The 13,816-nt window shown below is 51.0% G+C and carries 4 protein-coding genes; all 4 read right to left on the bottom strand.

Annotation, left to right across the window (positions count from 1 at the left end):
• Positions 1 to 499: 499 nt before the first annotated feature.
• On the bottom strand, positions 500 to 9,208 hold the full coding sequence (locus ACKTS9_RS01240) for a C-type lectin domain-containing protein (protein ID WP_407878484.1): 8,709 nt from the start codon (positions 9,206 to 9,208) through the stop codon (positions 500 to 502).
• 208 nt (positions 9,209 to 9,416) lie between these two features.
• A complete protein-coding gene (locus ACKTS9_RS01235; RefSeq protein ID WP_407878482.1) occupies positions 9,417 to 10,535 on the bottom strand; it encodes an Ig-like domain-containing protein in 1,119 nt (372 codons plus the stop codon).
• A 411-nt stretch (positions 10,536 to 10,946) separates the two neighbouring features.
• Positions 10,947 to 12,065: an XRE family transcriptional regulator gene (locus tag ACKTS9_RS01230; RefSeq protein WP_407878480.1), complete on the bottom strand. Its 1,119-nt coding sequence runs from the start codon at positions 12,063 to 12,065 to the stop codon at positions 10,947 to 10,949.
• Between the two features lie 113 nt (positions 12,066 to 12,178).
• Entirely contained in the window at positions 12,179 to 12,826 is a 648-nt protein-coding gene (locus tag ACKTS9_RS01225) for a hypothetical protein (RefSeq protein WP_407878478.1), read from the bottom strand.
• Between the last annotated feature and the right edge of the window lie 990 nt (positions 12,827 to 13,816).

Genomic DNA, 13,816 nt, shown 5'->3' with positions numbered 1-13,816 from the left:
TTTTTGCAAGGTTACAGCATTGTCAAGGACAAAAGAATTAGACCGTGAAATAATTCCAGAGTCTGGGGATGGTGAGTTGGCGAGCAAAGCACGGCAGCCAGACATTTGCCAAATGAACTGGATGTTCTCTCGTTTTCCAATCTTTCTTGAATGGAAAAATAATATCCGGCCGGACTGCAACTCTCTCACTGGCACTTTTGTCAAGGTCAGATTTGATACTTTTCCAGCATAATTTCGGTCAGATTTGCCCTTTACTCGTTTTCTGCGACTCCTTTATTTGGTGGCGGATTTCGTAGAGCAAGAAGAAGATATTTGTATATCGACCGTTTTTTAGAAAATGCTTTTGACAGTCTTGGAGCATAATTAAACAGAAAAAGCCGGGCCACAAGGGCCCGGCCAATTTTTTATGTGCCCATTTGGGCTATGTACCCTCGCCCACCCACAAGGGTGGACGAGGAAGAGAAAAGAAGAGAAATGCCTCAATGGCATAGGGGGAAAGTTAAGCCTTGGGTGCGCCGGAGACGAAAACGGGCTCGCCGTTGACGAACTCAGGATACTCAACGCCCTCTACATAGGGAAGAGTGATACCGTATTCGCCAACCGTGTAGGTCACACTGGTCAGGTATACTTCGGAGCGCTCGTTGACATTGCCGCCGGCAATGAAGCATTCCAGAGGCAGGATGCGCTCGACACCGGACTTGTCCTCACTCTCGTCAGGAGCAATAATCCAGTTCTCGCGGCCCGCCGGAGTGTTGTTACCCATAACGAGCTGGGTGCCATTCAGCTGCATCGAGATTTCTCCACGAAGCAGGTCGTTGCGAGCCTTATCCACAATGTTCCAGCCATCTGCCGACACGTCGATGTCCTTGACCTCGAGAGCGCCGTTGGAATAGTTGGTAATGCCATAGGTGGTGGGCTCGACGACTTCGCCGTCACCGGCGTAGCCGTACATGCAGACGTACATGGGAACGGTGGCTTCCAGCTGGAAGCGGATTTTCGGATGAACACGAAGCTGAGCGTCTTGGAACACGAGCTTGTAGTTCTGAACATCCTCGTCCAGCAGGTTCTTGACGGTCTTCACTTCCATGACCTTGCCCTGTTCAGGGTTCTGGTTTACGCGGAGAGCGTAGCCGTCAATGTGCCAGTGGTCGGTGCCTTCCTTCGTGCCGTGGTACTTTTCGCACCACTCGCAGGGGTAAGTCTCAAGAGTCTCACCGCCATTGAGGCCGACATAGATGGGGGCAGCACCGGGATACCACCGAGTTGCGTAGTCGATGTTGCTGCCGTTGCTGAACAGAGTACGATACTCGAGCTCACTGTCCTCACCGGCATCGTTCACGACCGCTTCGCCGCCCTTGGCAAGGGCGATGAGGGTCTCCGTGCCATCATTCAGGAAGATAGTGTTTGCCACTGTATCGCTCTCAATCAGGGGCATATCGGAATAGTTCTGGGCGTCATCGGAACCAACCTTGGTGTAGGTTTCCTCGTCGTCATTCAGCATCTCGAAGGATACCGAAGGCATCGGGGTGGTCGGGTCGAGCTCGTAGACGTCGATGTCGTTGGGCGTAACTACGATTTCGCGCTCGTAGATATCCACAGCGCCACCAGTCTGAGCAACAATGTAGTTTTTCAGAACAGGGTTGTTGGTTTCATTCAGACCCCGTGCTTCCACCGGGTACGTGCCAACAGGGGTTGTTTTGGAGAACACAATGACCTTATCAGCACTATCATGCGCGTTCAGGTCAAAGAAGCTCTTATCCAGGTGGATGGTGTCGTTGCCAAGCAGACCAACGATATTCAGCCAGCTCTCACTGGTGGTCGTCGCGCCGTAATCGGCATCGAAGGTCGGCTGGCCGAGCACTTTTTCAGAGCCATACATCTCGGACTTGTTCTTCACCACCAGTTCAAGGCCCGCACGGCGGATAGCGCCAGTGTAGCGTTCGCTGTTGATGTAGTAGTCGTTGAAGTCGTTGCCGGTCAGTTCGGCACCCTTATCAGCAGTAATAGCGTTCTCAACCAGTTTCTTATCCCGGTCCGGCTGTACCTTGCCATCCTCGGTCAGAGTCTCCCCTGCCTCATGGGTGGTGTAAGTACCAGTCATCACAGGCTCCTTCAAACCGATTTCATCGCCATCAACAACATTGTCGATAAGGATGTCACGGATAGTCGCCTTGGTGGTTCCATCATACGTTTTCACGTTGCGCGGGAAATCGGGGTCCTCCAGGTAGATACTGTGTACATCCACCGGACGCTGGTTGATGTCGCCGGAATAGGTCTCTGTTCCGAGGACGTAGTTGTGATGCGGGTCGGAGACATCGTCGTGGACGATATACAGCTTGCTAAGCTGGTCATTCCGATGCATCTCATACTCATTGCCGCCATTGTTGGTTTTGCTGTTGTGAATGGTGACGGCGCCATCCTTGACATAAGAGCCGGTAACAGAAGTGGTGTTCAGGTTGACCGTATCTCCAGAAATCACACCGCTGTTTTCAGCAAGAGCTTCTTTCTGAATGTTCCGGATAATGCCTGCGCCGGTTCCATCATAGGTCTTATCGTTGTTGTGGCTGTACACATTGACAGGACGCTGAGTGATGATGAGGTCACATTCGAGCTGGCTGTACCGCTCATCGAGGCTCCAGCCCGCCTGCTTAGCCGCATCGGTCAGCGTAACCGTTGCATGGTATACAGCTGCGTTTTTGGCACCAGTGTCGGTGTAATTACCACCGCTTACTGTGTGGTCGGAATAATCGGCGAACTCGCCGCTGGTGGTGTAGGTGATGTTGAACAAATCGCGGGATGCACCATCAGAACCGCTTACCTCAAAAGATTCGGGAGCAATCGGTTTACCGTCATACACTTTGGTGTTGCCCTTAATGATGGCGGAAACAACCTTCTCACCCTGCGGCGGAGTGACGGTAGCATTAGTGCCAATGACAGTATTGTCCGTGGCGGAGTGGTCGGTAACGGCAATGCCCAGAGACTGCGGTACATATTCAACAACCGCGCAGGTAACGGGATTGTTGGTGGTCTGCACCAAAGTCTGATAATCAACAGACACGCTGATGCGAACATTAGCACTTGCCCATTTTGCAACGGCATTGTTCCAAATCCAGCCATAAATGCCGGTTGCATCGCTGCTGGGATAATAACGAATGGATGCGCTATGCCAGCCAGGAGACGTTACTTTACCAGTACCATAGCCAACCCAGGTTACGCCGTCGCCATTCATGGCGCCTTCTGTTTGGTTAGCGCCAAAGAATACGTCACCAGAAGACATCGCATTACCGTCGTACACATTGTACTCAAAGTTGACGGTTGCTCCGGTAATTTTGGTGACATTCGTGTTGCCGGCTCCAGGAATATCAAACATGATAGTGCTGGTTTTCAGGCCGGACCTCTGGATACGGCCATCAGGCTGAGAAGACCAACCAGATTTCCAGTTACGGTTCTCCCAGTAGCTTGTGTTGACCGGGCCGGAATTCCAGCCACCGTTGCCGGTAATATACATATAGGAGTTCCCTGTCTGAGCACCGCTAATCCAAGGAATCCAGCTGATGTTAGAGCCGTCGGTCCATTTCCATGTACCGCCAACATTCTGGCCGCCCAACCATGCGTTACGGTTGCCGACAAGGTTGTGGATAACAGTATTTTCTGCGCTGGTCTCTACTTTCGCCAGCTGGCCGGACATCATGTACTCGCTGTTGTATTCCTGAGCCTTTGCCTTGGCAGTATTCCAATCAACAGGGCCGCCAAAGTCAATGACTTTGTACATATGACCCGTTGCGGGGTCAAATGTGGAACCATCAAGACGAGCTTCATCAACAATCCATTTGATAGGCAGACCACCAGTAGTACCGTTAGCAACGGACTCTGCGCTGTAATCCGCCTTATCGTATGTGCGGAATCCAACATAGTTCGCCAACACATTGTTCCATGTACTCAGCTCAACGCTGTTCATCGTTGCAGATGTCAGCACAACGAAGTCGGAAGATTTTTGCGGGACATAAATACCATTGTAGTTAATGGCATCCTGATTGATGGTGATGGTATCGCGGGAATCACGTCCAGTTTTATCCAAAGAGATAATAACAGTATTGATGTGATGCCCTGCGGGAACTTTTGCTTTGATGTTGGGGAAATACCAATCAGAGTATCCCTTGCCCTGAGTTGCGGACTGGATGCCCGCAGCGTCATTAACAGTCTGATTGTTGATTTTGTTCACGCCGCCATAACCAAGCACACCATTATGCTGAAGGGCGATAGCATAGTCCATAGACAAACCGCCCCATTTATCCGTAGCGGCAAATTCCTTGGTCCGCCGTACAGTCTCAACGGTAGTTGTACCTACACAGCGGAAGAAATATTTGAGCCAGCTCTCAGGGTTGTACATGGCAATCGGAGCATCTGCAATGTACATGGTGCTGGTAATCACCATCCAGCCGGACTCACCATTATAGGTGGTCGGAACCGGGTCGCTGTTTTCGAACCAGACACGGATGGAAGAGTAGCCCAAGCTGCGGGCCACGTCCTGATTCCACGTTTTCGGAGTGCGGTCGCCGTAGGTCATGTACTGCCATGTCGGCGTGGGCACTGCGGTGTCAGGACGGTAATAGATGGTCGCACGGTAAGCTGCCGTGCCCTCAGTTGTAACAGAGTTGATGTTCTTCAGCAGAAGAGTCTGACCGTACTCGTCGGGAGTCATCAGGTCCTGATTGACAGCGCCTTGCGCGAAATCTGCGGACTTGGCAGTAATGAGGTCAAGGTCAGGAGGAATGACATTCATCTGGCTGCTCCACTCGGATTTCTTCGAACGAGAGAAGTTGCCGAATGCTCCATCCTGGGTATTCCAAGAGCCGTTCCACTCGTTGGCAATATCGCTGTACCAATCGTACTGTGTGCCGAACTCAGAGGTAGCGGTAAAGTGTACACGGAAGCGGTAGCCATCCTGAGCTACGTCAGGCTTGTTGATGGTCAGAGTGCTTTCAACGGCCTCAAATCCTGCGTTCTCCCACAGAAGGTCAAGGTCATTGTCGGAAGCGAGTGCATGAATGCCGAACTCGATTGCATTTTTCAGCTCATTGGTTGCCGAAACGGTCTTGGTGGTCACTTCTTCAATGCCACCGAACTCGTTTGTGCCGGCAACCGGCTGGAAATTGTAGATTGCTTCGCCACCAACATTTTCCGTAGACGGCAGAGCATATTCCCACTCAGCAGAAATCTTTGTTCCGTCCGCCAAAGCGTAACCGAAAGCACGGAACTGAGTCACGCCGCCTTCATTGACGGTCTTGTTGGCATCCTGTTCTGCATACGCCGGCCAGAGGCTGACACTCAGTTTACCTTCGTTGTTGGGGGTCCAGATAGTCTTGAGCTGTGCGCCATCGAACGGCTCATTAGAAGCCTTGCTGCCTTGCCAGTAATATTCGTAGGTGTTCCACTCACCGTGCGTATCACTGGTAAATACCGCACGATACTGATAATCGTTCCATGCCGGGTCGGTGTTGTTCAGATGCAGAGTGGAAGAGATGTGATACAGGTCGCTTTCAGAACCGGGCTGCCCAGGAACCAGCTTCTGAGTGTCGATGACGATATCGTCACTGGCATTCAGGGTGTTCCAAGTGGTTTCGCCGGGCTTTTTGTATTCCCAGCGGGCCAGGTCGAAATCCTCAGAAGAAGATGCGTTGGCGTAGAACTGAGCCTGTGCAGCCTCATAAGTGGCATCGTTGTTGAGGGGCTCAGCAGCGAAAGAGCCGAGATACAGAGGAATGGTTTCGTCGTTGTCCCAGAACTCTTTTGCAACGTTCACCTTGATGCTGCCGTACTCGGTGACTTCCCTGCCACTTGTATCATAAACACGAACATTCAGAATGCCGCTCTTGGTAGAGCTGTCGTAAATACAGGGCAGGTTGGAAATAACGTACTTGGAGTCGCTGTTGACAGTACAGGTGTACTTCTCGTTCGCGCTCATGTACCGGGGGTTGTCGGAGCCAAGGATTTTTACGGTGTATCCGGCATAGTTCTTGTCGTTCGTGCCGAACAAATCGTTCAAATCGCCCAGAACACGGGCAACACCGGTGGTGCGCACCATATCGTTACTGTTATTGAAGACGTACTCGACGCCCTTGGTCTGGTCAGTGCCCAGGTTCCAGCCGTCGTGGCCTTCAGCTTCGTCGTTTGCCAGCAGCGGAGTACCCTTGGAATTCAGGTTGACCTCGTAAACATCGCTGTTCCAGTGGCCCTTGAATCCCTTAATGGGAGTCCAATCTTCCGGCAGGGTGATATCGTCGGTCAGCATGTAGCATCCATCAATCGGATACCAGTACGTACCGCCGGCCTGCAAAGCGCTCAGCACTTCTTCCGCGTTGGCGGAGTTGATACGCTTTACATAATGCACAGTCTGCTGGCCGTTTTGGTTTGCAGCGCAGATTTCGCACTGCTTACGCTGAGAAACATAGGCGATAGTGTTACCGAACAGAGCTGCCTCATCTGCGGATGCCGCATTGGTAGGCAAATGACCAATCTGATTCATGAGGAAGTTTCCGTTACCAGACAAATAGAAGTTGTTGGTGCCGGTCATTCCGTCAACGGACCAGGTTCGAGGGTCTTTCTCATAACCATACATTTCATAACCCAGGTTATCACCATGGTAATTTACCCAGATGGGACCAAAAGCAACCTGAGAGTTTGTGTGAGTGTGACTGGCTTTATAAATACCGCCCTCATTAAAAATATAGGGGTAATTCGTGGGAGTGCGGTATTTCGGGTCCTGCTGAGCCTGTTCGGCCGTGTAACCGTTCTGAACGATGTGCAGTTCCTTAGTGCCAAACTGAATATCCTTGCCGTATTTGCCGTGAGAACCGCCGGCCGAAAGAATCAGGCTGGGAGCGTCCGAAGGAACGGTTGTGCCGGAATCCACATTACCGGCATTAGAACCCATCAGCTCATTCACATAGAAATGACCGCCACGGGTTGTACTTTTATTACCATTGGGGTCGGTAGCGGTTGTGCCTGGCATCCACGAGTTGATATCGTAGTACCAAGTCGTACCATCATTCGGGTCAATAGTGCTCTCATCCAAATCGACGCCAAAAGCATCATAATAGGAACCAGCATAAGCATACATGGTATCGTGGCCGGTCAGGAAACCATAGCCATTGGCGATGTAGTCTTTGAGAACCCAATAGGCTTTACCGGAAATATCGGGCTCGGCAGCTACACATACGCCCCAACCGACACTGTCCATGCGGTAGTTGCCTTCGGCGTCCACCATATATCGCTGGGGGTCCTTGTTGAAACTCTCTGCATCTACGACATAAGTCTCAACGTGCATATCGGAGCGTTCATTTGTAAACCTATCTCCATCTTTTTTCAAGAACCAACCATCACTGGAAATATAGTTCAGGAACGCCTCATACATGGGCTTGGCATCTTTTACATAGGCATTCAAGAAAGTAATAGCCTTTTTGTACTTCGTGCCAGCCGCAGCCTCGACATAGTTGCCGTCACCATCCACAGACACGCTGGTGTAAGCAGGAATGTCGATGGCTGTACCAGTACCGGATGTGCCGGCGGGACGGAAGTATACGGTTTTACCGTACCATTCAGAAGCAATTTCAAGTTTTCCATCGGTTAAATTGAAACCATTGTAGATACGAGTTTCACCAGTTGGACGTCCCTCTTCATCCAACACATTAGCTTCATAATATTTACCAAACCCAGAAGGGCCAAGATAAGTCCAATACAAAGCATACTGGGTAGGGGTAATTTCACCTTTTTTGTACCACTCAGTTACACGGTCATAAGTGTCCTTGGTGATATACTCGTAGTTACCATTCAGACCCTCAATCCACTGAGCATCAGAAGACAACTTGGGAGTGCCGACGCTTGCCAGCGTATCTGCAACAGCGTTCAGGTTGAGTTTCGCCATCGCTGCTCCATCCACCTGGTCAGCCTCCCAAGCGTCAGAATGAACGCTCATGGCAACAGAGTAAATTGCTTGCTCGGCAGCTTTCTGTTCCTCTGTCAATTCAACGCCTTGTTCCGCCAGGATTTCCTGGCACTGAACAAGATATTCCTCATCGGTAATGATGACTTTCAGACGATAGGTGGTACGGTAATCATCCTCAGCCACAATGAAAGTATAGCTGGGGGCGTTTGCACCTTCAATGTCGAGCCACTCGCCTTCAGGAACAGCATCCAGCTGCTCAGGGGCAGCAATAGCGTCCCCGAAAGCCCATTTGCCTTCCTCGTTCAGAGTGCCGACATAACGCTCACCATCTTTTTCAGCATACAGTTCGATGGTGCCATTGACATCGGCGGCAGTGATAGTGTAACCATCCAAAGCAAAGTTCCGAGTATTCCACTCAAGGGAAACATTGTTGCTATCCGCGCCAATCGCATCCAGAGCATCGACCACAGCAAAATAGGTTTCGATGCCAGACCAAGTAGCATTTGGATTGGCAGCCAGAGTTTCAGCCTCAGTCGTTCCCTCAATGGGATAGTTGTAACCGGTATCAACGCCTTCAGTGTACTCATACAGAGGCTCGATAACGGTTTCGGTTACAGCCTTGGGCTCAATGAATTTTTGCCACTGGTAGCTTACCTCTACATCGTCACGATTCAGGCCAAAGTTGAAGGTGACTTCATCGCCAAGTTCAGCTTCGACAACATCGCCGTTTTCGGGGTCAAGAACAACCAGGCCGACGAACTCTTCGGCATCAGCGTCCTCATCGACCGTTGCATCAGATTCATCTTCCGAAGTTACATCACTGGAAGAACTGCTGTCAGACTCCGGCTCACTATTTGCAGCAGACTCATCGCCGTTTTCAGGCTGACTGCTGGAATCAACCGGCTCAGACGAACTTGTCGAAGAATCAGCATCCTGAGAGGACGAACTGCTGTCAGAATCCGAGTTGCTTTCCGATTCAGGCGGCAGAGAACTTGCGTCCGTTTCGCTGGAGCTGTCCGCATTGGATTCAGCAGGCGGTACGCTTGCCGAATCATCCGTTTTTGTATCCACAGACGTAGATTCGGATTCTGGTGCGGATTCCGGTGCGCCCGGGTCAACAGACATGGAGCTGCTGATGGCCGTACTCGTGCTGTCCGCATACGCGATGGCACCCAAGCTCTGCGCTGCGGTGGTGAACACCATGCAGAGAGCCAGAGCAAGCGTTACCGCACGCTTTGCCAGACTTTGTTTATTTCGAGGCATAACACTCTCCCCTTCTTTTACGTTATTAAACGCATTATTTGCCCATATTTTACGGACTTTTCGGGGAAAAACAAGCCATCGAAAAAAAGAAAAATACGGATGCGCTCCTTCAAAAAAGGATGCATCCGTATCATTAAAAACCTCGACACAGCTATTGTGCCGAGGTTTTTGCTATTTAGTGTACAACCCAGTGTACAACCAAATGTCTTTATGCCGGAGGCAAAGGGCGCTCACCAGCTGTCGCATCCCCGCCATTGTTCTCATCAGAACCACCGCCGGGAATGATTGTATCACCCGTGTTACCTGCGGCGCCGCCCTCCGGAGGAGTCTCAGGCTGAGGAGGCTGAGGTGCGGGAGTGGGGTCGGGAGCCGGCGCCGGGGTGGGCTCAGGCTGGGGAGCCGGAGTGGGGTTCGGCTGAGTCGGAGTAGTGGTAGTGCCACCGTTGTTTGCCGGAGGAGTGGTAGTGCCGCCACCATTGTTGGTGGACGAAGTTGCACTTCCGCCACCGTTGCCACCGCTTACGCTGCTACCGCCAGTAGCGGTAGAACCGTTGTTCTTGTCGGAGTTGGTATTACCGGAGTTGCTGTTGCCAGCAGACTGTTCAGGCTGAGTCACAGTGACTTTGGTATCACCGGTTACGGTCTGAGAGTTGCTGGCAGGCTGTGCGGTAGCTTTCGGGGTGCTCGCCGCATCCGAAGAGCTTTCCTCGCTCACAGGCTCAGAAACAGCAGTAGAGGTATCCTCTTTGATGGTATCACCAGACTTCTCCAGAGTGCCGGTAGTAGTGATGATGCACTCGCCGGCGCCCACAGCAGTCACCTTACCGTTTTCATCAACGGTAGCGACCGTTTCGTCGCTGGAGATGTAGGTCAGAGTCGCACCAGTTGCACCTTCGGGCAGGAGCTTTGCGCCAATCTCGGCGGAGTCCTTTTCGCCCAGAACCAGCTCCAGGGTTTCGGGAACCTCGATACCCTCAACGGGGATGGTAACAACGACCTTGCACACATCGGTGATTGCGCCGTCGTTTGCGCTTACAGTAACCTCTGCCTCACCAGCAGCCACCGCTTTCAGCTCACCGTCAGTAACGGTGACGACTTCCTCATCGCTGGACGCCCAGACCAGTTCCAGCTTGCCGCCGGCCTCATCCAGCTTATCCTGTGCAGCACCCTCGTCCCCGAGGAAGCTCACATCCAGCTTTGCAGTCTCACCAACCGCCAGCTCGATATTCTCCGGCAGGTCAACGCCGGTCACATTGACGCCGCAAGCGGTCAGGCTTACGGCCATCGCAGCAGCCACAACGGATGCTGCGAACTTCTTCAGTTTCATAGAAAAATCCTCCTTAGATATTGCAATAGGCTTCAGGAGCCTCTCTTATCGCTCCCTTTACCCTAATTATACCACATAATTTGCAAAAACGCAAATTTTAAAAGGGCGCACCCTCAAAATTTATCATTTTCCTCTCTCAAAGGAGATTTTTAGGCGTCCGTTCTTTGCTCAGAACGGACAAACGAACGGGGATAAAAGCGGTCGTTCTCCGAAATAAACCAGATTTGAGAACGAAAGATGCAACGGAGAACAGAACGAGTGAAAAACGACCGTTCGTCAATCCACATAACAATAATTATACCATTTTTGCTCCATTTTTTCAACTGAGTGCGCGTGAGCTGCTTTTTGAATTGAACACAAAAACTGCCCGAAGCTACATGAGCTGCGAGCAGTTTTCTTTTTTGCTTGTCTTTAATCTAACAGGCTTCTGGCTTTTCCTCGAATTATAGATTCCAGCATCCTCAGCCGTGCATCTTGAAGATTGTAACGACTATGCTTTTTGAAACTGAATGTTAAGAGGTGTCGAAGTTTCTCTCTCTGTCTTGTTCCGATGACATAGCGCGCTACCGCATCGAAATCCTCATATAAAGCTGGAGACAGATTCCGTTCCTGTTCATCCATGTTGTCTAAGTCGTCATCCATCACATAACAATAGAGAGACAACCCATTATCGAAAATCGGGGCAGGGCCAAGTAATTCATTAGTTTGATTATCGACCAGGAATCCAAAATTTCCAAGATGCCGGTCCGTATTGCGTATTACAGCATCAAAAACGAGCATGTCGGCCAGCTCATCTTTCCAGCCATGACGGTCATACCACTCTATGATATGAGTAATTTTCGAATTGTTTATCAGAGAAGATGCCGGGACGAAAGAAACTGATTTGCTCGTAAACAATTCACAGGTGGAGCAAAGTTGTTTTTTCCATTTGGCAAGGCCGTAGGTAATATGGGCAATCTTCATGGCCTCCGCAACCTGCGCCGCATAAAACTCCGAATAAGGTTCCTTGCCGGTATTGGCAAAACCACTGGTTCCGCCTTTATAGAGAAAGACCTTCCCTTCTTTTCGGCGCCAGGCTTTCGGTAACATCCCATTTGTAGTGAACTCGGGAGAAGACCGGAATTTTGATGCAGGGGAGCTTCCGTAACCGGTAAATGCGATTTGCGACAGGACTTGGCTAAACCGATTATCGAACAAATTTACTTGTGCAAAGGTTTTCGTATCCTGCGGAGATGTAACCCAGTAGCAATCAGTCAGAGAAAGGCCTTTACAGATTTGCAGTATTCCGATGAAGTCATTCTCGCTCAATCCATTTTTCGATAGGAAGTTCCGAGCATAGGCTCGATTGGCTGGGATAGTTCGATGCCGCAGCCAGCGAGATAAGGATTCGTTGGTCGGCTCCATACCCAAGGGAAGATGAGCGACTTTTTCATCGTTCACAGATGTAATAAAAATATCCGTGCCGTCAAGGCTTCGAGTGGCCGTGAAGGCAAGCAGAACATCATCATATTGTTTCAACACAAAATCCATGCGACAACCTCCCTTCCGCGAATACGATTAGCGCAATAGTTAGCTTTTCCCCTTTTTCTTTACCCTTATTATACCACAACAAATCGTTTGGGCCAACAGAAAGAATCCCCTGCTCACATGAGCTGGGGATTCTCAATTATCTGAGCAATCGGTTCATTCGTTACAGGGAGGACATATTCTCTGCGAAGAGCTTTGACCAGCTGGTATGCCAGCCGGGCGTCTTCAGCCACCTCTTTGCTTGCAATACCATATCCCCCGTTCCACCCAAAGTCTCTGATTGCCGGGAACAACAGGTCACGGGCCTCTTTTGCACCATATTGCCCATACCAGTAGACATCATGGTACATATCCAAAGCGTGTTGGTTTTCTTGAGCGCTTTCAGGAATATCCATGATTTCGAACAGAATGTGCATCTGCCCCATTACAATGCGGGAAAACGCATCCAGTGTTTGTGCCAGCAAACATCTTTCCGGCTCTTCCAGCTTCACCTCGTACGTAAAAGGCTCGTCTTGAACAACTGTGGCCTTCGATGACCACGTTGAAGCCAAGCTGCAAAGCCGAGCTGCCTTGCGAGGAGACGAAACAATGACACTTATATTGCTTATGATTGCGGCTGCTCTTTCGGCGGCTTTGTCTTCAATATGGTAATCATCAGCAATTAGCCTGAACAGTGGAATAAAATCATTCTGATGCAGCTTTTCCATAGGTGGCAGCATTTTTTGCACCAAATTATATTGTTTTAAAGTCAGAAGCACTGTCAAAGAAAACACCCCCCCCTGTCTCGAAAGACTTCTCTTTCCCCGAAAAGTCCGTATACTGGTCTACAACATAAGAGAGGAGACCCCACGTCCCCTTTTCTCGGGACCAGAAAAGAATAAAAAAAGCTGCTCAGTGTTAGCGCACCGAACAGCACCCGACAGATGCAAGACCAAACTGTCGAATGGACCAAAGTCCTTGTGTATATTATACAGAGGACGAGAGGAAAAGTCAAGTTCCGCTCCCCAGGTTTTGCATCTGGGGAGCGTTTTTTTGCGCCCCTAAACTGGCCTCGGACCAGTCAACCGAGCGTGGAGGTCATTGTCCATGTGTCGCGGGTTAGAGCCGCATTTCTTTGTTTTAGAGAAGAAGCCGGCGGTTCCATCGCCGGTGGTGTGACCGTCCTCGTGAGTGTCGGTTGTACCAATGACTGTTCTGACGGCTACGGTGTTGCCGACCGTAGTCCTGATGGTTGTTATCGGTGCGCCGGCTGCGTGGGGGGTGCTGGGGCGTGGGTAATGCCACTGGCGGCGTCTGATGCGAGACCTCGGCCGTAAGTTCCCAGTGCTGGCAAGCGCCTGAATTGCCAGCTATCGGCTTTAATGCCGTGCGAAGCGATAGCGACCGACCGACGAACGAAGTGTCGTTAGACTGAGCATGAACCCCCTGGTACAGATTCCCGCGTGTGTGGGAGCCTGTGCCAGGGGGGGGATTGCTCGCTCCGCTCCCTCCCTCGGAACAACAGCCGCCCCGTCGGAAGACAACCGCAACACGCAACACGGTAGCTCGGGCGGCGCTCAGAACAAAACAGAACAGAGCGAGCAATCGGGGCCAGGAACCGCCACCCTAACTTACCCACCGACAGGCGGGGTATAATGTTTTGTTGGCGGAAATTCTGCGCCGGACGCGGCGCCGAGCAGGAACGTAGACATAGCCGTCCTCTTTCACAGATAAGTCGTGGGAGCAGTCAGTACATCTCACAAACTGCCCCTCCT

Origin of the sequence: Owariibacterium komagatae, assembly GCF_045865535.1 — a bacterium.
GTDB lineage: Bacteria > Bacillota > Clostridia > Oscillospirales > Ruminococcaceae > Ruthenibacterium > Ruthenibacterium komagatae.
Note: the sequence above shows the minus strand (reverse complement) of the source record. Positions and strands in the feature narration are given on the sequence as shown.